We start from the raw sequence: 21,828 nt of genomic DNA, 5'->3' as shown, positions 1-21,828 counted from the left end.
AATCTTTAAATTGCCGGGAAAATCATAATATGAGTAATTATAGAGCAGCAGACTCCCGGTATGATACTATGGAGTATCGAAGATGTGGTAAAAGTGGTTTAAAGTTGCCTTTGCTTTCCTTGGGTCTCTGGCATAATTTCGGAGATAATGATGACCAGGACAATGCGCGGGAAATCCTCCATACCGCATTCGATAATGGAATAACACATTTTGACCTGGCTAACAATTACGGCCCGCCATACGGTTCTGCTGAAAGTAGCTTCGGAAACTTCTTTAAGCAGGATTTTAAGCAATATAGAGATGAGCTCATCATTTCTTCCAAAGCCGGATGGGATATGTGGCCCGGACCTTATGGAAATTTTGGTTCCAGAAAGTACCTGATCGCGAGTTTAGATCAATCCCTGCAAAGAATGGGTCTTGATTATGTAGATATCTTTTATCATCACAGGCCAGACCCGGAAACACCTTTGGAGGAAACCATGGGTGCTCTGGACCAGATTGTAAGGGATGGAAAAGCTTTGTATGTCGGTATTTCTCAATATAATGCTGAAGACACGGCAAAAGCTGCAAAGATTCTGAAGGAGCTTAAAACACCATTTATAATTCATCAGCCCCGTTACAACATGATCGATCGCTGGGTTGAAAACGGATTAATGGATACGCTGGAACAAAACGGACTTGGAAGTATCGTCTTTTCTCCTCTTGAACAAGGGATTCTAACTGGCAAATATCTTAATGGGATTCCGAAGGATTCAAGAGCTGCTACAGAAGGTAGTTATCTGGATAAATCACAAATTACAGACGAAGTTGTTTCACAAATTCAGCAGCTGAACGAGTTAGCTGAAAAACGTGAACAAAGTCTTGCGCAAATGGCCGTAGCATGGCTATTAAAAGATGAAAGAGTAACGTCTGTCTTAGTTGGCGTTAGTAGAAAATCTCAGTTAGAAGATAACCTGAAAGCTATCAGGAACATTCAATTTAGCGCAGAAGAACTTAAGGAAATAGACAATATTCTTAAGTTTTAATATTTCAGAACTTCTGGAATCTATTTTATATAGACTTCCAGAAGTTCTGTGTTTTCAGCAGAAATCGCCACCTCTTTTGTGTTTGCTGGGATCAATACCGATTCTCCCGCTTTAATCTCTTCGGAATTAGAACCAATTGTAATTTCAGCTTCGCCTGAAACACACATATAGATGACAAACGAATCCAGGTTAGAAAGGTTCTTTTTCAGTTTACCTTTTACAGGAAGATAATTTGTAGTAAAGTACTCACAGCTAGCAATTTCTGAAGATTGATTCTCTACATGATCATATTCCAGCTTATAATCGTCTTTCTTCTCAAAGTCTATAGCATCCAGCGCAAGTTCGGTGTGTAGTTCACGGCTATTACCTTCGCTATCTACACGATCCCAATCATAAATTCTATAGGTTATATCTGAAGTTTGCTGAATTTCAGCAAGTAAGATCCCTCCTCCTATCGCATGAACCTTCCCCGTATTTATGAATACCGAATCTCCTTTATCAACTTCTTCAAAATTAAGAATATCAAGAATCTTCTTGTTTTCGAGATGATTTACATATTCTTCTTTATTGGTATTCTTATTAAAACCAATATTCAATTTAGAACCTTTATCGGCCTGCATCACATACCACATTTCAGTTTTACCAAAAGAATCATGTCTTTGCTTAGCCAGTTTATCGTTAGGATGTAGTTGAACTGAAAGATCTGTCTTTGCATCAATAAACTTAATAAGCAGCGGAAAATCATCTCCGAACCTTTTGTAGATCTCCTTACCCATTAGATCTGCTTGGTACTTCCTAATAAGTTCTGTTAGTTTCTGTCCTTTTTCTGAACCATTACTAACTTCAGAAATAAAGTATTTTACTCCGGAAATCTCCCAGCTTTCACCTACATTCTCCTTATCGGTCTTTTTATTCAGAATATCACGAAGCTTGTTACCGCCCCATATTTTTTCCTGAAGTATTGGTCTGAATTTAATTGGATAATCAAGCATGTCTGAATTTTTAAAATTTGTCAATTTTGTAAAGATCTCTGTATAAACGTTCCTTGTGTTTGTTACCAACAGGATTCATATCGATCTCTTCGATCTTTTCAATCGTATAACCTTCAAATGTTTCGATCACTTCTTCTTTTTCTTCTTCCGTAGCTAACAGCAAAAAGTGAGATTCTTCAGGTCTATTATAAATTTGCCCATCGTACAGAATTTCTATTGGCTGGCCATATTCCCAAATCATTTCCGGAGTAAAACCCCGAAACTCATATACTTTAACGTACATTCGCTCCCTGTAAACATCGACAATGGAGATACTTTGATATGCTGGATTCTTTTCAATTTTTGATGCTATAGGTAAACCAAAGAATATAACACTAATTATAAACCATACCGTAAGATAAAAAACTGGTTTGATTTTTCTATTCTTTAAATACCATAAAATCATGACTCCAATCGCAAACAGGATCACAGAGATCGTAATATACCAGCCTAGGAAATTCTGAATCTGCTCACCAAAATATAGGTATCCTGCCAGTGGAAATAAGAGTCCGATCAACGCAATTAGTCCGAAATTGAAATATACAATCCAGGATTCTTTCTTCGGAATCATATCGAACCTGCGGAATAAGTACTCTATATAAAATGCTGTATTCAATGCCATTGGAAGCATCACGGGAAGTAAATACCTGGACTTCTTTTCAGGAATGATGGACAGAAGCACTACTGCACAAAGAGTCCAGATAAGGGTAAAGGTATAAGCTTTCTTATCAAAAACTTTATTCTTGAGGTATGGATAAAAAAGTGCCACAAAACTGGGAATTGTCCAGATACCGCTTTGGATCACGAAACTCCAGTAATAATAAAATGGTCTTACATTATAATCCAGCCAGCGACCGGTTTCTTTTTCAGTAATCTTAGAAACGGCACTGGTGTCCAGAAGATACACATAGATCGCCCAGGAGGCACTAATTATCAAAGCAATACTAACTGTTAGCAATACTGGTTTCCAGTAATGTTTCAAACTTTTATAGCGATACACCAAACCAAATGAGATCAAAAACGGCAATAGCAGCGCATACATGGATACCGGACCTTTACTCAAAAAAGAACATCCAATAAAGATTCCGCTTAAAACAGCATTTTTAATGGAATTCCCTGTATCCTGAAAGATCTGGAACAACAAGTATATCGCCATGATCATCCAGCCATGAGTATGAATATCCCATTGCCCGTCCCTTCCTGAAAAGAGTATATAGAAACTGGTAGCGCCTATAAGTCCGCTAATGAATGCATACTTATTATTATTAGTGAATTTGAGACCGAGTTTGTAAAGAAAGATACTTACGATGCTGCCCATAACAGCGGCTGGTAATCTTGCGGCGATCAGGTTCTTCATTCCAAAAAGCATCATGGATACCGCAGTTAGCCACGTAGGTAAAGGCGGTTTCTCATAGCGTGGTTCATTATTCAGGGTTGTGAAGATCCAGTGATCAAGATTGATCATTTCCCGAGCGGTGGCAAAATTTCTTGCTTCCATGATATTTACAAAAATTGCATCGAGATTCACAAAGAATATCGCGAAGCAAACAAATAGTAATAGCAGAAAGTAATTATCCTTTAACTTCATTCTTCTGAATATAGATATTTCTAAGATACATAATAACACCAAAACTATGACCTGCAAGTAACACAGGGTCTTCTCTCAGGATCGCATAGTAGATGATCAAAGATGATCCCAGTAAGCTAAGTATCCAGAAGCCAAGTGGTAAGGAAGAAGATTTTCTTCTTTCAGAATAAGCCCATTGATAGATAAACCTAAGGGTGAAAATAAGCTGTCCTGCAGTCCCTACAATCAATAACCACATTGGAATATCCACGTTTCTAAATAAAGCTGCAGCGTCATATTGATTATTATTAAACCCATAGATCACCACGAACAAAGGAAATATCCAGAGAAAAACTCTTACAAACCTGTGTATCTTATTCCAGTCTCCCTGCAATTGCAAATTCCTGATGTATATAAAATAGGTAAGCGTCTGACCCAGCATAATGGCAAAATCGTCCCGCAGGTATCCATAAATAAATAATAAGAAAGATGCGAGCAAGCTAATATGCCAGAAGAACTGAGGTGTAATTACTCGTTTATTTTTTTCTGAAAGCAGCCATTGAGCGATCATCCTCCCAGAAAAAAGTAGTTGAGCGATAAACCCCAATAGGTAAATTATCCAATCGTTCATACTTCTGTATATCGCGATATTAGGAAATTATTTGAGTTGTTATACAAAGGAAAATGATAGTTTGAGTGATGTTCTAGAATATTTCTGGTCGATACCACAAATGTAAAATAATATTCGAATTATAGTTTTTTTACCTCTTACCGATTTTTTTTCATACTTCAACTAAAAGTGGCTGTAACTCAGGGTTAAATTAAATTATCAAATTATATTTGAGGACCCAATCTATTAGAATACACCTGCCTTGGCTAACCAAATAACTAATGGTATGCTACAGCAAGAACATTACATCCAAAGTACCGAAGAAGAAGTTTCTCATATCGAATCTGTAAAGAACTCTATTGAAGAACTTCGTGAATCAGGAAACTTTTTCAGTGTTTCACTTCAAACACTCGAATTAATAAGAAGGTTTAATCATTTATACATACAGGTTTTTGAAAAAATGGATGCAAATCCAAGTTTACTACACCAATTAGTAGTTGCTGCAGATGGTCTTGAAAAAAAATTGATCAGAGAAAGCTAAATTTTTGAAAACGTATCTATACTGAAAATCAAAAACTTCCGATTGGGAGTTTTTATTTTTTTAAACTTACCGGAACTTTTCCCAAAAAAAGCATTGTTTAATTTATAAAGTGGTTTATATTTGCAACCGCAAATCGGTGGCATAGCTCAGCTGGATAGAGCACCTGCCTTCTAAGCAGGCGGTCCCAGGTTCGAATCCTGGTGCCATCACGAAAAGCCTTCCTCATGGAAGGCTTTTTTGTTTTTAATAGTCTCCTCGCCATTTCCTAATTTATATTAAGTCCGTCATAAAAATTTGTCAAAAGATCTCAGACAGGTTTTGAACGGCTAATTCTTCCTAAATTGGAGTAAGCTAATGTTATAAAACCAACCAGATCCTCTTTAAACATAGCGTTTAGAGAAGATTAAAATATAAGTTTTCAAATTATGCAGGAAATACCTGATCTATCTGAAAATTCCATTCAACAAATCTTAACAATTCTTAAAGAAAATAAGGAGATAAGCTGTATGCTTCCCGGCATGGGGATTTTGCATATTGAAAAAGAATTACCCTACCTGGTCATCTACCGTAAAAAGTCAAATGATAAAGGCACCAAAAGGTTTATTACCAGTGAATCTTCTTATATGGTTATCGGAAATTCAGATTTTGCCGGTTATCAAAAATTACTGATCGCTATTTCCAATCTGCTTTCAGTAGAAATGAAATCATATCTGTTATTCGAGATCTATGCGGGAGCCGACGACTCTCAGAAATTACGTATTAAGGGTCCTGCTGAAAAACTTCCTACCAGTCTGGAAACCCTTCAGAAGGATCTATTAACCATAAATGAAGTTTTTACCGGCCTTTATCTGGATACAGAGATCGTGGATACCATACACAGGCATGCGGAAGATTCCGAAGATCTTATGAGTATTGAGGAAGCTAAGAATTGCGGTGCTGTTCTGGTAAGCCTTGAAATTCCTCCAGTTTATAGGAATGAGAATAATAAATTATACCCAGTATTTTTCAGGAATTTCAAGGACTTCCTGATCAAAGCTATGCATAGGTCATTCTTTGATTTTATTAGGGTACAAACTACGGGCGGCGTAGCAAGCTTTAATGCGCTGGGACGAAAATATTTAAAGCAGGTCGTATTTGATATTGATAAGCAGCTGGCAGATATTGAAAAATCATATCAATTCCTCTGGCTGGTATCTCCTGCAAATATTCATGAGATCAAGGAAGAGTTCTTTAAAAGTGAATACCAGAATGTGCTGGATTATCATTATCGACTGCTGCCGGTTGATCCAGATATTTTAAAGCGCAGACTGTACAATCTAAAGATCGAAGATATTGACGATCCTGCCATGTCCTATCTATTTCGCGAAAAACGTGAGGAACTGGATATGCAAATCACCATGCTAGGTGAACGCGGATCAAGTAATTTTATGTATGATAGTATTCGTCTCTATAAGGGAGTAGATCGACAATTATGCGAAGAGGCTCAGAATATTCTTAATGAAGTACCGGAAGAAACTTATAGCGAATCGAATGATATTCTTGACGCGAAAGCATTTAGTAGTCTAGCTCGTAAGGAATTTGATTATTTCAAAGAGCAGGATGAAAACTTCAATTGCAAGGTTCATATTCGGAAAGATGTGAACGTAATGATGGTTTCGCATGGAGAATTATACATTCCTGCAGATTATGAAATGAGCCGTATTGAGGCCGAAGCACTCATTCAGCACGAAGTTGGAACGCATGTGCTCACGCATTACAATGGAAGCAGGCAACCGCTAAAACAATTAAGCATTGGCCTGGCAGATTATGATCCCCTACAGGAAGGTCTGGCCGTAATGTCTGAATTTATGGTTGATGGTCTTACAGCAAACAGACTTAGAATACTTGCTGGAAGAGTACTGGCAGGACAGGCAGTTTTAGAAGGTGCGAATTTCCAGGAAATATTCAGATTACTAAAAATGGATTATGGTTTTTCTGCGGAAAGGGCCTTCAATATTACTTCCCGAATTATGCAGGGCGGTGGTTTCATCAAAGACATAATTTATTTAAAGGGACTTGTTCTACTAAAAGAACACCTTAAGAATAATGATGATTATGAGATTCTGCTAGCCGGTAAATACGGAATCAAGCACACGAATATAATTCGGGAATTAACAGACAGAAAAGTTTTGGAACCGCTAAGGATAAAACCCCGGTTTCTACATAGTGAACAAATGTTCGAAAAATTGAAATTAATCAGGAATGGTTTAAGCCTTCCACAAATGGTATGTAAATGAAAATATGTTTTGTATTAAATGATGTCGCAACAGAGAAAGATGGTACATCGAACGCGCTAATGCAGATGGCTCATCAACGAGGTCATGAAGTTTATGCAATGGGTGTTGGAGATTTTAACTTCCACCATGATAAACCTATCACAATAAATTCTACTCAATTACCAAAGGATACTAAAACCAAGTCTACTAAGAAGTTTCTGGAAGCTTTGCAGGGTCCAAAGGCTATAAAAAAACAAATTGATTGCACGATACTGGATGTTCTTTTTATTAGAAATAATCCTACCGAAGAAGAAGGAAGACAATGGGCTGAGCAGGCTGGTGTCGCATTTGGAAGAATGATCCAGCAACTGGATGTTCTGGTTTTAAATGATGCCTATGCCCTATCCCATGCGTTTATTGATAAATTATATTTCGAAGAGTTACCTCAGGAAATCAAACCTGCATCTATAATTACAAGAGACAAGGATCAACTTTTAGATTTCTGGGAGAAACAGAATAAAAAAATGGTCCTGAAACCCCTGGAAGGTTCAGGAGGACAGGATGTATATCTTATAGATGAACATGAGAAAAATACCAACCAGATTATCGATCATTTAAGCTCTCAGGGATACGTAATCGCACAGGAATTTTTACCAGATGTCAAAGATGGTGATGTACGTGTCTTATTACTAAATGGTAAAATCATGGAAAGAGACGGCGAAAAAGCAATTATTAGAAGAGTAGCAGGCGAAGGAGAATTCCGTAGCAATTTCAGTCTTGGAGCTACAGCAGATAGCAGTGAGCTAACTCCGGAAATGCAACGGATTGTTGATCTTACAGCACCTAAATTAATTCGTGACGGATTATTTTTTGTGGGACTTGATATCGTTAAAGATAAATTGATCGAGATCAATGTACTAAGCCCGGGTGGAATGGAACATTTCAAGGATATCGGACTTTCGCCTTTTACAGATTATATTATCGAGGCGATCGAAAGAAAAGTTGAGTATAAAAATATGTATAAAGGTCAGTTGAGCAACAGGACTCTGGCCACAATGGATTAATTTTATGAAAGAGAAGCTAGAAGAGAACGTAGACAGGATCATAGGAGAATATTCTTCAGGAAAACCCGGCCCGTTATTATTCGTGACAGCTGGAATTCATGGAAATGAACCAAGTGGTGTATTCGCCCTGAAGGAAGTTTTTAAACAATTGGATAAAACCAAACCTGAGATTGAGGGTAAAATTGTTGGAGTTTCAGGGAATCAGAAAGCACTGAATGAGAACAAACGTTATATAGACGAAGACCTCAACAGAACCTGGACAGAAGAAAATATTCAAAAAAATGAACCTCAAACTCATGAGCAAAAAGAAATGTTCGAGATCATTAAGGTACTAAATGAGTATTCTGAAAAGGAACATACGAAAAAGTATTTTCTGGATTGCCATACCACCTCATCTGCAAGTTTACCCTATGTTTCGGTACAGGAAGTGAACGATAATGACGATTGGGCGCATAATTTTCCGACATATATCATTAGAGGTTTTAGTGATATTATTACGGGAGACATCGACCATTATTTAAGTAGAACTGGAATGACTGGTTTTGTATTCGAAGCTGGTCAACATACAGATGATACTTCGGAAGAAAATCACGAAGGGGTGATCTGGTTAGCTCTGAAGGAAGCAAATAAATTAGATCTTTCCGAAATCTCCACCTATCCGGAGTGTGTGGAAAGGTTCAGTAAAAAGAATGCTCCAGATCAAAAGACCTTCGAAATAATTCATCGCCATGGTTTGGAGGATGGAGATACTTTCAAAATGAAGGAAGGATATGAGAACTTTCAGAAAATTGAAAAAGGCGAACTAATAGCCGAACAGAACGGCGAGAAAGTTTATAGCGAATGGGATGCTTATATTTTCATGCCACTATACCAGTCACAGGGAAACGATGGTTTCTTTGTTGTACAGGACGTATAGAAAAAAAGCAGCCAATTGGCTGCTTTTTTTTATTTCTGAAACTCCAGACAAACCGGAGTTTTAATCTCAAAAATCGGTTCCTGAATCTTTAATTTTCCATTTTCAGGATTGATCGTGTAGGTAGTTATATTTCCAGTATCCTGGCTGGCGGCATATAAATACTTTCCGAAAGGAGATATGGCGAAGTTTCGAGGTGTCTTTCCTGCTACCGGAACAAAGTCAACATTCTTTAGTTTTCCGTTAACCTGATCTATACTAAATATAGCGATACTGTTATGACCGCGATTACTGGCATAAAGAAATTTTCCATCCTTGCCTATATGAATATCCGCTCCAGAATTTTTATCCAGATAACTTTCTGGCAAGGAACTAAGAGTTTGTACAATTTCAAGTGCACCACCCTTTAAAACCTTATAGGTGGTCACTGTAGAATTCAGCTCATTCATGCTATAAACGAAATTTCCATTTCTACTCAGGCTTAAATGTCTTGGACCAGCACCTTTAGGAAGTTGCACCTGTGAATTTTCATGCTTTGAGAGTGTTCCGCTGGCAACATCAAATTCGTATACTAAAAGTCGGTCATTCCCTAGATCTGCAACGTATGCCGTTCTATTGTCACCACTTATTTTAACTGTATGTGCATGAGCGGTTTCAGCTTCAGGAAGTTTTAATTCATTGACCTTTTCAAGGACTCCATCAGACTTAACTTTATAAGTAGCTACTACTCCACCCATATAATTACTAACGAATACGAACTTTCCAGATCTATCCAGGGCGATATGACAAGGAGCATATCCTCCGGTAGAAAGTTTACTAATTTCCTTAAGGTTTCCATTCTCCTGGATCTGGTAAGAATACACATATCCCGACTTATCGTCTCCAGGTCCCAGTTCACTAACCGCAAAAAGAAACTTACCCTGCCGGCCCGTCTTTACGAAAGAAGGATTAATGATCTTAGCCTGGGTTCCGCAGTTAGTAAGACTCCCATTATCAGGATCCTGATGTAGCAAGTAGATCCCTTCAGCTTTACCATCTACATGGCCTTCTTCCTTTGTATAAGTTCCTACATAAATTTTATTCATTTCCTTGTCTGCATTAGCTTCAGATTGAGCTGAAGTATTAGAACTTATCAGAATAAATACACTGCAGGCAGTAATCTTAGCGATCTTGGTGAATTTTAAAGCCATTTTTTTCGTTTAAAATAATAAAGCATTAACAGGAATATGATGATCATTACTCCCCAAAGTACAAAGTAACTATACTTCCATTGCAACTCCGGAATATATTCGAAATTCATTCCGTAGATACCAGCAATAAAGGTAAGAGGAATAAAAATACTCGCCATAATGGTAAGTACTTTCATGACCTCGTTCATTTTGTTACTAATCGTGGTCATATACATATCCATAAGACCCCAGATCATTTCCCGATAGATTTCGATATTCTCTGAGATCTGAATTATATGATCGTATAAATCTCTAATATAGTTCCCGGTGTGTGGATCTATGATCTCGTTTTCCAGTTTTTCCAGTCGGCTTATTACTTCACGCAGAGGAAATACAGCACGTCTAATTCTAAGTATATTTCTTTTGAGATCCTGGATCTCGTAAACAATATCATCACTTGGTCTGTTAGTAAACAGGCTTTCTTCCAGTAGTTCAATACGATCACTCATATCATCGATCACCAGGAAGTAGTTATCTATAATGGCATCCAGAAGCGCGAACATTAGATAATCTGCTCCCTTGCCTCTTATTCTTCCTTTTGAAGTTTCCAAACGTTCTCGAATAGGATCAAAAACATCACCATCAGATTCCTGAAAGGTAATGACATAGTTTTTACCAACGATCATGCTTAAATGCTCATTTTCTATTTCACCATCCTTGTGGTAAAGCATTTTCGCAACTATGAAAAGATAATCCTGGTATTCTTCAATTTTAGGTCGCTGCCCGGTATTTACAATATCTTCCATCACCAGTGGATGCAATTCATAGTAATCCCCAAGTTTTTCGATCTCACCAATATTATTTAGTCCATCAATATTGAACCAGGTAACACTTTTTTCATCTACATAATTAAAGGCATCATCTGGCGAATTGGAAGTATACCTTTCGTACTGATCGGCATTATAATCGATCACTTCAAGTTTGGTTTCTGAAGATTCCTTATGACCCACGTAGGTCATCGTTCCAGGCACCTGGTTTACCGTCTTCGTATGTTTAGGACGCCTTAGCAACAGCTTTCTTCGTTTCGCCATATAAACTTTTTATTTTCATAAAAATAGGAATAATCTGTCAATACTCTCGGTTTCACATTCGGTAAGAGAATATTTATTCCTGCTGAAAATTGACCTTGCAGCTGGTTGTTCTGAGCCTTTAATTTTACCTTTGCAACATGAATGAAGTTAAGCTGCTGGATACTTTGAAGGAGTATTTTGGATATGAGAAATTTAGACCCTTACAAAAGAAGATCATACAATCTGTATTCGATGGAAAAGATAACCTGGTAATCATGCCTACCGGTGGTGGAAAATCTATTTGTTACCAGCTTCCCGCAATCTTATTGCCTGAAATTACGCTAGTAATCTCCCCGCTTATAGCCCTTATGAAAGACCAGGTGGATGGTTTGAACGCGAATGGTGTTCCAGCCGCTTACCTAAACAGCAGCCAGACCGAAGATCAACGCGAAGCTATATTCAAGCAAATTGAGAATAAAGAGCTCAAACTCATTTATGTTGCTCCGGAAAGTCTACAAATCGTAGATCGTTTCCTGGTAGATGGAAAAGTTAGTCTCATCGCCATCGATGAGGCACACTGTATCTCGAGTTGGGGACATGATTTTCGACCTGCCTATACACAACTTGGTTATCTTAAGAACAGGTTCCATTCGACTCCAATTCTAGCGCTTACCGCAACTGCAGATAAAGCTACCAGAAATGATATTTGCCGACAGCTGAATATACCTTTAGCCAAAAAACATATTGCTTCTTTCGACCGGAAGAATCTGAGTCTGGAAGTAAAACCTGGGATCAAGCGGTTTGAGCAGATCGCTAAGTTTCTTAATAATCGTACTTCTGAAAGTGGAATCGTTTATTGTCTAAGCCGAAAAACTACTGAAGAGCTTGCTGCCAAACTGAAAGCAAAAGGATTCAAAGCAGAAGCCTATCACGCAGGAATCGATCATGATCAACGTTCGCAGATACAGGATGACTTTATCAATGATGAAAAACAGATCATCTGTGCAACCATCGCTTTTGGAATGGGTATCGACAAATCCAATATCCGTTGGGTCATTCATTATAACATGCCAAAGAATCTGGAAGGATATTACCAGGAAATTGGACGTGCCGGTAGAGATGGGCTGGAATCTGAAACACTTTTGTTTCATTCTTATGCTGATGTGATCCAGCTTCAAAAATTTGCTTCGAATGCGAAGAATGAAGAGGTGCAATTGGCAAAGCTTGATCGAATGAAACAATATTCTGAAGCACTTTCCTGCAGAAGGAAGATCCTGCTTGGTTACTTTGGAGAGTATCTTCAGGAGGATTGCGGTAATTGTGATATTTGCAGGAATCCACCGGAATTTTTTGATGGTACGATCATCGCTCAAAAAGCACTTTCTTGTATCTACCGACTAAAAGCTTCTGAACCAATTTCCGTAGTCATTGATGTACTAAGAGGTTCACAAAATGAAGTGGTTCGAAAGAACAACTACCAGGAGCTTTCTACCTATGGTATCGGGAAAGATATTTCCTGGCAAAACTGGCAGCAGTATATTATACAATTGATCAATCTTGGTTTGCTGGAAATCGCTTTTGATAAAAACAATCATCTTCAGTTAACTGAAAATGCAAAGTCAGTTCTATTTAATAAAGAGAAGGTTTTTCTGGCAGATGTTAAACAACAGGTGGAGAAAGCTGAAAAGAATAAAAAAGAATCAGCTTCTAATTCGCTTTTCGAAAAACTAAGACAGTTAAGACTTTCCATCGCAAAAGAAGAAGATATCCCTGCTTACCTGATTTTTAACGATGCTGCATTAAAGGATATGGAAAAACAGCGTCCAATGTCTGATGCCGAATTTCTGCTGATCGACGGGGTTGGTCGTAAGAAAATGGAAGACTATGGGTATCGCTTTATCAAAGAAATCATTGCCTTCAGTAAAGATAAAAGGGAGAAAAAACCTAAAACGAAACGTTCTAAAAAGTCTAATACTTTTAAGGAAACACTGGAATTATATGATCGCGGATTGAGTATAGAGGAAATGGCAAAAGAAAAAGGTGTTTCAACCAATACGATCTACGCACACCTGATTAAACTTTATGACCAGGAAGAGGAAATCAACCTGCATCAGTTTGTTCCAAAATCTGATCTAAAGGCGATCAAAAAAGCAAAATCTGATCTTAACGATCCTAATTCATTAAAAGCATACTTCGAACATTTTGAAGCTGCCATTCCTTATGAAACGATCAAACTAGGTTTGAAGATCATCGCTAATAAATAATAGATTGCTAGTCGAATTCCAGTTTTCTCAGGATCAATCCAGATGCCGGAGCGATAAAGTCCATTTGCAAGTGCGGGGTATCTGGTCTTAAGCTTTCTTCAATTTGATCAAGACTTAATTCTCCGCGTCCTACCTGAATAAGCGTTCCCATCATTAAGCGAACCTGGTGGCGTAAAAAACCTGATGCATGAATATGAAAGATATAGGAATTTTCAGGGAAAAAATTTGCAGTATAAAGAGTATTCTCAACAAGTTCAGATCTCAACATCTCACGCTCAAAAGTGCTTTTTTCAGATACCCTTACGCAGTAGTTCTTAAAGTTATGCCTGCCTTGATAAAGCTTAGCGGCTTCTTTCATTTTTTCAATGTCGAGGTCTTCCTGAAAATTCGCCATAAAGGGTGCACAAAATGGATGGAACTTGTCACCAACGCTAAACAAATAGGCGTACTCCTTAGTTTTCGAATCCTGTATGATATTGAATTTATCATCTACTTCTTCAATACTCAAAGCACGAATATCCTGTGGTAGATTTTTATTCAATAGTTTAAGGAATTCCTGTAGATCTTCCAGCGGTTCATGATCAAGAAACAATTCAAAAGCCGACTCCTCCGCAGACACCATGGCATCTGTACGACTGGTTCCAAGAATTTTATATTTGGCGTCTGGCATGATCCATCCAAATGTTTTAGTAATCAATCCTTCAATAGTTTTCACATCAGGCTGTTTTTGCCACCCATGTAAACGATAGCCTAAATACTGAACTTTGATAAAATAGAAGAATCTTTTCCTGAACAAACGCTTGATTTTCTGGCAAAGATATCCAAATTGAAACGCATTCCTAGTTACTCAAAGTTTCATACGCTTCAGGTTTCAGAATTTTAAGTAATTATATTTAAATTGTAGTCCTGATAGTAGTGTTCAGAATAAACCTATCAAAAAATTATTTGGCATCTAATCCCTTCGGAAGAATTTAAAAGGAGTAAGTGTGCTAAAATAACCTGAAGATCAACATTGAAATTAAACCAGTCCTCAAAGTATAGAATATGAAAAACTACCTTTTAGTTCTTATTGCTTTTATTACATTCTCTAATGTGAATTCTCAAAACCGGGATAGCATCACTGCTGAAGATTACGCAAATGCAGAAAAGTTCTTAAGTTATAATACGAATAGTAAAATTTACCGGAGCTATGTATATCCACAATGGCTGCATAATGGAGATTTCTGGTATCGAGTTACAACCCGGGATGGTTCCGAATTTGTTCTGGTTGAAAGTAAAACCGGTGACAAAACTACTTTTACTTCCAAAGAAGAATTGCTAGCGAACATTGAATCAAATTCCGAAGAAAATGGAAGGTATTCGCGTATAGAAGTTGCTTCACCAGATGGAAATAAATTGGCTTATATCAAGGATTGGAATTTATGGATCAAAGATGCTGCCACTGGTGAGGAGACGCAACTAACCAAAGACGGAATCGAAAATTATGGTTATGCTACAGATAATGCCGGTTGGAGAAAAAGTGATAAGCCAATCCTGCTATGGTCTCCGAATTCTAAAAAGATCGCTACTTTCAGACAGGATCAGCGACATGTAAGCGATATGTACCTTGCTTCAACTAAAGTTGGGGCTCCAGAACTTCAGCAGTGGAAATATCCACTTCCGGGTGATGAAAAGGTAATACAGATCGAGCGTGTTATTATAAATACAGAGAATTCAGAAATCGTTCCGCTAAAAATTCCGCAGGATCCTAGAAGAGGAACTCTATGTGATGACATTAGTTGTTCTGGAGCTTTCGATGATAATCAGTGGAGCCAGGATTCTAAGGAGCTGGCCTTTGTTTCAACTTCAAGAGACCATAAAGTGGCAAAGTTCAGAATTGCAGATGCAAATACTGGAGAGGTTCGTGAAGTTTTTGAAGAAAAAGTAGATACCCAGTATGAGTCTGGACAGGGAAGCATCAACTGGAAATATTTCCCTGAAACCAGCGAGATCATTTGGTATTCTGAAAGAGATGATTGGGGTCACTTATATCTTTATGATTCCAAAACCGGCAAACTTAAAAATCAGATCACTAAAGGAGAGTTTATTGTAACCGAAGTTTTAAAGTTCAATGCTGAAGATCGCATCATCTATTTTATGGCAAATGGGAAGGATCAATCTATGGATCCTTATTTCGCTCAATTCTACAGCATTCGATTTGATGGTAAAAAGTTACAGAACCTTACTCCGGAAGACGCAAATCATAGAATAAGCATCTCTCCAAATTCGAAGTACTTTGTAGATAATTATTCTAAACCAGATACTCCTAACCGGGCAGTCCTCAAAAAAATAAATGGAAAACAAGTAGCCGAGCTGGAGAAAGCAGATATAATAGATCTGGAAGCAGACGGCTGGAAACCGGCTAAGAGAATAAGTGTGAAGTCAAGAAACGGAGATTGGGATCTCTATGGACTTATGTTTACGCCAACACATCTGGATGAGAATAAATCCTATCCAGTAGTAAACTACATTTATCCAGGACCTCAAGGCGGTGGAGTTGGTTCCCGTTCATTTTACCCAAGCCGGCGTGATCACCAGGCACTGGCAGAACTCGGTTTTATAGTGGTGATCATCGATGGTACCTGTAACCCGAATCGGTCAAAATCTTTTCACGATGCCTGCTATGGAAATATGGCCGACAATACATTGGAAGATCAGATTAGTGGTCTTAAGCAATTAGCTGAAAAGTATACTTATATGGATCTGGATCGCGTTGGAATCTGGGGACACTCCGGTGGTGGATTTGCCACTGCAGCTGCACTCTTCAATTATCCTGAATTCTATAAGGTGGGTATTTCTGAATCTGGAAACCATGATAACCGTAATTATGAGGATGACTGGGGCGAGCGTTATATAGGTTTATTGCGCAAAGACGAAGACGGTACTTCAAATTATGCTAAACAAGCGAACCAGAATATGGCAGCGAACCTTGAAGGTAAATTGCTTCTGGCACATGGTGCAATGGATGATAATGTACCACCCTACAATACGAATCTGGTTGTTGATGCCCTTATTGAAGCCAACAAGGATTTCGACCTGATAATTTTCCCTCATGCGCGCCATGGCTTCGGAAAAGATTCGTATTATATGATGAGAAGACGCTGGGATTATTTTGTGGAACATTTGATGAATGCCACTCCCCCGCAGAATTATGAATTGGGACCAAAATCTTAAAAAATGCAACCAAAGATAAAAGAAATTGAAGCTGTTAGACTTGCTGGCATAAGCAAGGAAACCAGTATGGCAAATGATAAGACAGAAGTGCTCTGGAAACGTTTTATGAGCATAAAAGTAAAGACTCCGGGCCTCGCCAACCGGGATCTATATTCTGTAGAACAGTATAAAAAAGCATTCCTAAAAGGCGAATTTGATCCTCAAACAAAATTTGAAAAATGGGCTGCTGTTGAGGTAGACGATTATGCAGAATTACCTGAAGGTCTTGAGAAACTTGAACTGGAAGGCGGATTGTACGCTGTTTTCAGACATCGCGGAACGGCTCAGAACTTCGCCGGAACCGCGAAGTATATTTTTGAGGACTGGCTTCCAAAATCTGAATATCAGCTTGATCACCGCCCCCACTTTGAGATCATGGGAAGTGATTATAAAGGACCAGATGATCCTGAATCTCTCGAAGATATTTATATCCCGATCAGTCCGAAATAGTTATACTTTATATGTTATCCAATACTTCGGAAGTCGAACTTATAAGTCAGTTTAAAGGATTTTTAGAAACGTCAGATATAAGGAAAAAATACAGTTCTGTAATTCCTGTTTTCGAATTTCCTGAAGTAGATATCACTGAGGAGTTAATAGCTGAACTTGAAAAGATTGTTCATCCCAGGAATTCGGTTTTGGGTAAAAGAATGGAAAGTTTTTTTGAAATAGCCATTAAATTTTCCAAACGCTACGAACTTATTGCTTCCAATATTCAGGTCAATCAACAAAAGATGACTCTTGGCGAGCTAGACTTTTTGCTCTTCGATCATCAAAATAAAAAATTTTTGCATGTAGAGCTGGTTTATAAGGTCTATATTCTGGACCCAGAAGTAGGTCAGGATGAGAAGATGCTCATAGGACCCAACAGGAAAGATTCTTTTCTGGAAAAAATGGAGAAGATCACTACTAAGCAATTACCGCTACTAAAACATCCAGAAACTCAAATTTATCTGGAAAAATACGATCTGGATCTGGACGAAATAGAGCAACAAATATGCTTTAAGGCGCAGTTATATTCCAATGATCCTGACGTTACATTGCAAAATGGAAAATATCTTAGCCTTCAGGAATTTCAGAAATTGGATAAGAATGATGCAGAGTTCTATGCTCCTAAGAAAAATTTATGGAGCTCAAAGCCGGAATCCTGTAAATACTGGCGTTCATATTCTGAAATAGTGGAAGAAATTTCCGAACTTTTTCAGAAGAAAAAATCACCACTTATATGGATGAAGCATAAGAATAGTTTTTCAAGGTTTTTTGTAGTTTGGTGGAAATGATACTGGCTTCCAACATATTCGAAAATATAGATCTGTTCAATCTGCTTATTCTTTTCCTGGCTGGAATCGTAGCATTTATTATTTCAACGATCTCTGGTGGTGGTGGCGCACTAATTCTTGTACCGTTTCTTAACTTTTTAATTGGAACTCCCCAAACACCACCCGTATTAAATCTGGGTACATTTATAGGCAGACCAGCCCGACTTATCCTTTTCTGGAAACATATCAACTGGCAGGTTTTCTGGTATTACGTTCCTCCTGCTCTACTTGGAGCTTTACTCGCCGGCTGGTTCTTTACACGAATCAATGCGGGCTGGCTACAAATTCTGGTTGGAATATTTTTGATAAGTACAGTTTTTCAATACCGCTTCGGAAAGAAGGAACGATCATTTCCTGTTAAACTATGGTACTTCATACCATTAGGATTTATAGTTTCTATTTTGGGAACTGTAATTGGGGCTTTAGGACCTGTTCTCAATCCTTTTTATCTGAATCTGGGTCTGGATAAAGAAGAACTGATCGCGACCAAAACTGCGAACTCATTCTTCCTTGGTATCGCACAAATTGGTAGCTATACATTCTTCGGACTTCTTTATACTGAATTATGGATCTACGGAATTGCCTTAGGGCTTGGAGCGGTAATAGGAAATATCATTGGAAAAAAGTTCCTGAGTAGTATGAAGAGTTCAAGCTTTCGCAAGCTACTGATCATTCTAATGGTTGTTAGTGGGATTTTATTGATCTACAATCAGCTGAAATAATTAAAATTAATAGCTTTGTAGCTCAATTCACTTATATGCGTCCCGAGTACAAAGAGGCAGTTAAAGCATCCTATTTTAGTATCGCGGGAAATGCACTGCTGGCAATAGCAAAAGCAGTTACTGGAGTCTTTGGTAACTCCTATGCTTTGATCGCAGATGCCATAGAATCCACCACCGATGTTTTTTCATCTTTCCTTGTTCTTTTAGGGATTCGTTATGCCAACAAACCTGCAGATGAAAATCATCCATACGGGCATGGGAAAGCAGAACCACTTATTACGTTCATGGTTGTTGGCTTCCTAATTGTTTCAGCCACGATCATTGCCTATGAGAGTATTGAAAACATACAGACACCTCACGAAGTTCCTGAACCCTATACACTCATCGTTCTCGCGGTGATCATTATAATTAAAGAATTGTCCTATAGATTCGTTTCCAGAAAAAGTGATGAAACAGATAGTTCTGTTCTTAAAGCAGACGCGTGGCATCATAGAAGTGATGCAATTACATCTTTTATGGCCTTTGTAGGGATAAGTATAGCCCTGGTGATGGGTGATGGATATGAAAATGCAGACGATTGGGCAGCGCTTTTTGCTTCAGGTTTTATTCTGTTTAATGCCTACCTTATCCTTAGACCGGCTCTGGGAGAAGTAATGGATGAGCATCGCTATGAAGATATAGAAATGGATATTAGAAGTGCCGCCCTGGGAGTTCCAGGAGTGGTAGAGACAGAGAAATGTTACGTACGCAAAACAGGTATGACCTACCACATAGATCTACACATTGCAGTGGATGCAAATATCACCGTTAAAGAGGGTCATGATATTGCACATGAAGTCAAAGACCAGGTGCTGGAGAATGTGCCTCAGGTAGCAGATGTGCTGATCCATGTTGAACCAGACGACGAACTTTAAGTCAGTTCACAATATTTTGAGACTAATTAAGAAAGATTTAGTAGTAAGCACAGGGCTTTCGCTTTGAAGTGTTTCACAATAGACTTACCTTTTAACTACCAAAAAATTAAAGATATGTCTATGATAAATGAAAAGGAATTTAAGGAACTAGCAAACTTCAAAAATGACACATGTGTGTCTATTTTTATTCCAACACAACGTGCTGGAAAAGAAGTTTTAGAACAGAAAAATCTTAAGCACTTACATTCACTTTGGACTGAGGCAAGTAAAAAACTTTCAGCAAAGGGAATTGAAAAAAGTAAGTTAGATACGATGTCTAAGAAGTTTGAAGAACTTCTGGCTGATAAAGATTTCTGGAGACACCAATCAGATGGACTGGCGGTTTTCGCTGCTCCAGATTATTTCAAAACTTTCAGTCTTCCCGTAAATTTTGAAGCTTACACTTATATTTCCGAAGAGTTTTATGTGAAACCATTAATACCAGCAATGAATGGTGATGGCAAATTTCATGTATTATCCTTACAGATAAGTGATGTGCAATTATATGAGGCCAGTAAATATTCCATAACTCCAATCGATATCGATGATCTTACACCTTCAGAACTTGAAGAACGTGTAGGGTATGATTATAAAGAAAAAGCTCTGCAATTTAGAACGCAGGGAGCTGGAGGAGAAAAAACTCAGTTTCACGGTCACGGAGGTAGTGAAAGAGATGAAAAAGACGAGATCAAACAATTCTTTCGCGCGGTAGATCAAGGACTTCAGAATTATCTAAACAAAGAAAAGTTACCATTGATCGTTTACTGTCAGGATTATCTATTCTCAATTTACAAAGAGGCCAATACTTACAATCACCTTGTAGATGAAGTTGTGGATGGTAATCCAAATGACTCTGATCTACTGGGTGTACATGAAAAGTCTCTAAAGATCGCGGAAAAGTTTCTTGATAAGGATCGCGACAGCAAGCTTGAGAAATATAAAGAGCAAAGTCAGACAGAGAATACCTCTTCTGCCCCAAGTGATATCATGTCGGCAATCCATCAGGGAAGAATCGACACCCTATTTGTCGAAAATCGAGCCGAGATATGGGGAACTTACGATGAAGATCAAATGAAAACTGAGATCGACGATGAGCAAACCAGCGAAAACAGCTCTCTAATGAATCTTGCGGCGAAGAAAACCATTGAAATGGGCGGAAAAGTCTATTTGATTCAGGATTATTTAATGCCTGAAAAAGAATCTAAAATGAATGCACTTTACAGATTCTAAAATTTCAAAAATAATGGAGCCCGGATGTATTTCCGGGCTTTTTTTATTCCCTCTTCTTAGCAAAAACTGAATTTAACCTTAACTTTATCCAACCAAACCAGAAAAATGGATACAAACTTAGCCGTGCTCATAGATGGAGACAATATTCCATCAGCACATATAAAAGAAATGATGGAAGAGATTGCTAAATACGGTAATCCTACGATCAAAAGAATTTACGGAGACTGGACCAAACCTCACTTGAATAAGTGGAAAAGTGTACTTCTTGAAAATGCCATTCAACCAATTCAGCAATATGGATATACCCAGGGTAAGAACGCTACAGATTCTGCAATGATCATCGATGCGATGGACATCCTGTACTCTAATAAAGTTGATGGCTTCTGCCTGGTTTCGAGTGATTCAGATTTTACACGTCTTGCTACCAGACTTCGTGAGGCCAGCATGAAAGTTATTGGAATCGGTGAAAAAAAGACTCCAGATCCATTCATTGTTGCCTGCGATAAGTTCATATATATTGAAATCCTGAAGAATAATTCCAAGGATAATGAAAATGACAAGGCTAAAACCAAGGAGAGTAGAAAACAGAATGTAGACAAGATCACTCCAAAGGTGGTTCGACTTATCTCACAAACCATTTCTGATGTTGCCGATGAAGATGGCTGGGCTTTCCTTGGAGATGTTGGAAGTTTACTTCAGAAGAAACAACCGAATTTTGATTCGCGTAACTATGGTTTCCAGAAGCTGACTCCAATGATAGATTCTATTGAAAAATTTGAAATAGAATCCAGAGAGAATTCCAATTCCCGTTTTAAGCTTATCTATGTTCGAAATAAATAATTG

19 protein-coding genes and 1 tRNA gene are annotated in these 21,828 nt (G+C 38.1%); 14 read left to right on the top strand and 6 right to left on the bottom strand.

Features of this window, described 5'->3' with window-relative positions:
* Positions 1–29: 29 nt before the first annotated feature.
* Positions 30–1,025 (top strand): L-glyceraldehyde 3-phosphate reductase, encoded by a 996-nt coding sequence (gene mgrA / locus JM79_RS08165; RefSeq protein WP_141877678.1) that lies wholly within the window; start codon positions 30–32, stop codon positions 1,023–1,025.
* Positions 1,026–1,045: 20 nt separating this feature from the next.
* Here the strand turns inward: mgrA and JM79_RS08160 are convergent, their stop codons facing one another.
* The 3 genes from JM79_RS08160 to JM79_RS08150 are packed head-to-tail and all read right to left on the bottom strand — an operon-like array spanning position 1,046 to position 4,254.
* On the bottom strand, positions 1,046–2,017 hold the full coding sequence (locus JM79_RS08160) for a type I phosphomannose isomerase catalytic subunit (RefSeq protein WP_141877677.1): 972 nt from the start codon (positions 2,015–2,017) through the stop codon (positions 1,046–1,048).
* A gap of 10 nt (positions 2,018–2,027) precedes the next feature.
* Entirely contained in the window at positions 2,028–3,644 is a 1,617-nt protein-coding gene (locus JM79_RS08155; RefSeq protein WP_141877676.1) for a phospholipid carrier-dependent glycosyltransferase, read from the bottom strand.
* Positions 3,628–4,254, bottom strand: a complete 627-nt coding sequence (locus tag JM79_RS08150) for a lipid-A-disaccharide synthase N-terminal domain-containing protein (RefSeq protein WP_141877675.1) — start codon at positions 4,252–4,254, stop codon at positions 3,628–3,630. Before JM79_RS08150 ends, JM79_RS08155 begins: the two co-directional genes overlap by 17 nt.
* 265 nt (positions 4,255–4,519) lie before the next feature.
* On the opposite strand from JM79_RS08150, the gene JM79_RS08145 reads away from it, so the two are divergent.
* The 5 genes from JM79_RS08145 (at position 4,520) to JM79_RS08125 (ending at position 9,009) form a co-directional block, all read left to right on the top strand.
* A complete protein-coding gene (locus JM79_RS08145; protein ID WP_141877674.1) occupies positions 4,520–4,774 on the top strand; it encodes a hypothetical protein in 255 nt (84 codons plus the stop codon).
* A 135-nt stretch (positions 4,775–4,909) separates the two neighbouring features.
* Positions 4,910–4,983: transfer RNA gene (locus tag JM79_RS08140), tRNA-Arg, on the top strand.
* A 216-nt stretch (positions 4,984–5,199) separates the two neighbouring features.
* A complete protein-coding gene (locus tag JM79_RS08135; protein ID WP_141877673.1) occupies positions 5,200–7,050 on the top strand; it encodes a tyrosine/phenylalanine carboxypeptidase domain-containing protein in 1,851 nt (616 codons plus the stop codon).
* Positions 7,047–8,093, top strand: coding sequence for a glutathione synthetase (locus tag JM79_RS08130; protein ID WP_141877672.1), 1,047 nt, complete (start codon positions 7,047–7,049; stop codon positions 8,091–8,093). Before JM79_RS08135 ends, JM79_RS08130 begins: the two co-directional genes overlap by 4 nt.
* A gap of 4 nt (positions 8,094–8,097) precedes the next feature.
* Positions 8,098–9,009, top strand: a complete 912-nt coding sequence (locus tag JM79_RS08125) for a succinylglutamate desuccinylase/aspartoacylase family protein (protein ID WP_141877671.1) — start codon at positions 8,098–8,100, stop codon at positions 9,007–9,009.
* Positions 9,010–9,038: 29 nt separating this feature from the next.
* Here JM79_RS08125 and JM79_RS08120 read toward each other — a convergent pair whose 3' ends face one another.
* Positions 9,039–10,196 carry a lactonase family protein gene (locus tag JM79_RS08120; RefSeq protein WP_141877670.1) on the bottom strand — a complete coding sequence of 386 codons (1,158 nt, stop codon included), beginning with the start codon at positions 10,194–10,196 and terminating at the stop codon, positions 9,039–9,041.
* The gene (gene corA / locus JM79_RS08115) at positions 10,187–11,266 is read right to left on the bottom strand and encodes a magnesium/cobalt transporter CorA (protein WP_141877669.1); all 1,080 of its coding nucleotides are present in this window, start codon (positions 11,264–11,266) and stop codon (positions 10,187–10,189) included. Before corA ends, JM79_RS08120 begins: the two co-directional genes overlap by 10 nt.
* Positions 11,267–11,403: 137 nt before the next feature.
* On the opposite strand from corA, the gene recQ reads away from it, so the two are divergent.
* A complete protein-coding gene (recQ, locus tag JM79_RS08110) occupies positions 11,404–13,509 on the top strand; it encodes a DNA helicase RecQ (RefSeq protein ID WP_141877668.1) in 2,106 nt (701 codons plus the stop codon).
* A gap of 7 nt (positions 13,510–13,516) precedes the next feature.
* On the opposite strand, the gene truA is transcribed toward recQ, so the two are convergent.
* On the bottom strand, positions 13,517–14,305 hold the full coding sequence (gene truA / locus JM79_RS08105; protein ID WP_141877667.1) for a tRNA pseudouridine(38-40) synthase TruA: 789 nt from the start codon (positions 14,303–14,305) through the stop codon (positions 13,517–13,519).
* 248 nt (positions 14,306–14,553) lie between these two features.
* Between truA and JM79_RS08100 the strand changes: the two genes are divergently transcribed.
* From JM79_RS08100 to JM79_RS08070, 7 genes are all read left to right on the top strand, one after another.
* Positions 14,554–16,722 (top strand): S9 family peptidase, encoded by a 2,169-nt coding sequence (locus tag JM79_RS08100; protein WP_141877666.1) that lies wholly within the window; start codon positions 14,554–14,556, stop codon positions 16,720–16,722.
* Between the two features lie 3 nt (positions 16,723–16,725).
* Positions 16,726–17,211, top strand: a complete 486-nt coding sequence (locus JM79_RS08095; RefSeq protein ID WP_141877665.1) for a GyrI-like domain-containing protein — start codon at positions 16,726–16,728, stop codon at positions 17,209–17,211.
* Positions 17,212–17,222: 11 nt separating this feature from the next.
* Positions 17,223–18,041 carry a DUF1853 family protein gene (locus JM79_RS08090; RefSeq protein WP_141877664.1) on the top strand — a complete coding sequence of 273 codons (819 nt, stop codon included), beginning with the start codon at positions 17,223–17,225 and terminating at the stop codon, positions 18,039–18,041.
* Positions 18,038–18,802, top strand: coding sequence for a sulfite exporter TauE/SafE family protein (locus JM79_RS08085; protein WP_141877663.1), 765 nt, complete (start codon positions 18,038–18,040; stop codon positions 18,800–18,802). The genes JM79_RS08090 and JM79_RS08085 overlap by 4 nt, the downstream gene beginning before the upstream one ends.
* A gap of 35 nt (positions 18,803–18,837) precedes the next feature.
* A complete protein-coding gene (locus JM79_RS08080) occupies positions 18,838–19,716 on the top strand; it encodes a cation diffusion facilitator family transporter (protein WP_141877662.1) in 879 nt (292 codons plus the stop codon).
* A 114-nt stretch (positions 19,717–19,830) separates the two neighbouring features.
* A complete protein-coding gene (locus tag JM79_RS08075) occupies positions 19,831–20,985 on the top strand; it encodes a hypothetical protein (RefSeq protein ID WP_141877661.1) in 1,155 nt (384 codons plus the stop codon).
* Positions 20,986–21,090: 105 nt separating this feature from the next.
* Positions 21,091–21,825: an NYN domain-containing protein gene (locus JM79_RS08070; RefSeq protein WP_141877660.1), complete on the top strand. Its 735-nt coding sequence runs from the start codon at positions 21,091–21,093 to the stop codon at positions 21,823–21,825.
* Positions 21,826–21,828 lie beyond the last annotated feature (3 nt).

The organism is Gramella sp. Hel_I_59, from assembly GCF_006714895.1.
Lineage (GTDB): Bacteria > Bacteroidota > Bacteroidia > Flavobacteriales > Flavobacteriaceae > Christiangramia.
This window is presented reverse-complemented; position numbering and strand designations above follow the sequence as displayed.

What these genes read in the sequence shown, in the direction of transcription:
- JM79_RS08095 (WP_141877665.1), top strand. Translation starts at nt 16,726, where the DNA reads ATGCAACCAAAGATAAAAGAAATTGAAGCTGTTAGACTTGCTGGCATA.
- JM79_RS08075 (WP_141877661.1), top strand. Translation starts at nt 19,831, where the DNA reads ATGTCTATGATAAATGAAAAGGAATTTAAGGAACTAGCAAACTTCAAA.
- JM79_RS08155 (WP_141877676.1), bottom strand. Translation starts at nt 3,644, where the DNA reads ATGAAGTTAAAGGATAATTACTTTCTGCTATTACTATTTGTTTGCTTC.
- recQ (WP_141877668.1), top strand. Translation starts at nt 11,404, where the DNA reads ATGAATGAAGTTAAGCTGCTGGATACTTTGAAGGAGTATTTTGGATAT.
- JM79_RS08085 (WP_141877663.1), top strand. Translation starts at nt 18,038, where the DNA reads ATGATACTGGCTTCCAACATATTCGAAAATATAGATCTGTTCAATCTG.
- JM79_RS08145 (WP_141877674.1), top strand. Translation starts at nt 4,520, where the DNA reads ATGCTACAGCAAGAACATTACATCCAAAGTACCGAAGAAGAAGTTTCT.
- JM79_RS08100 (WP_141877666.1), top strand. Translation starts at nt 14,554, where the DNA reads ATGAAAAACTACCTTTTAGTTCTTATTGCTTTTATTACATTCTCTAAT.
- corA (WP_141877669.1), bottom strand. Translation starts at nt 11,266, where the DNA reads ATGGCGAAACGAAGAAAGCTGTTGCTAAGGCGTCCTAAACATACGAAG.
- JM79_RS08120 (WP_141877670.1), bottom strand. Translation starts at nt 10,196, where the DNA reads ATGGCTTTAAAATTCACCAAGATCGCTAAGATTACTGCCTGCAGTGTA.
- JM79_RS08150 (WP_141877675.1), bottom strand. Translation starts at nt 4,254, where the DNA reads ATGAACGATTGGATAATTTACCTATTGGGGTTTATCGCTCAACTACTT.
- JM79_RS08135 (WP_141877673.1), top strand. Translation starts at nt 5,200, where the DNA reads ATGCAGGAAATACCTGATCTATCTGAAAATTCCATTCAACAAATCTTA.
- mgrA (WP_141877678.1), top strand. Translation starts at nt 30, where the DNA reads ATGAGTAATTATAGAGCAGCAGACTCCCGGTATGATACTATGGAGTAT.
- JM79_RS08090 (WP_141877664.1), top strand. Translation starts at nt 17,223, where the DNA reads ATGTTATCCAATACTTCGGAAGTCGAACTTATAAGTCAGTTTAAAGGA.
- JM79_RS08130 (WP_141877672.1), top strand. Translation starts at nt 7,047, where the DNA reads ATGAAAATATGTTTTGTATTAAATGATGTCGCAACAGAGAAAGATGGT.
- JM79_RS08160 (WP_141877677.1), bottom strand. Translation starts at nt 2,017, where the DNA reads ATGCTTGATTATCCAATTAAATTCAGACCAATACTTCAGGAAAAAATA.
- JM79_RS08080 (WP_141877662.1), top strand. Translation starts at nt 18,838, where the DNA reads ATGCGTCCCGAGTACAAAGAGGCAGTTAAAGCATCCTATTTTAGTATC.
- JM79_RS08070 (WP_141877660.1), top strand. Translation starts at nt 21,091, where the DNA reads ATGGATACAAACTTAGCCGTGCTCATAGATGGAGACAATATTCCATCA.
- JM79_RS08125 (WP_141877671.1), top strand. Translation starts at nt 8,098, where the DNA reads ATGAAAGAGAAGCTAGAAGAGAACGTAGACAGGATCATAGGAGAATAT.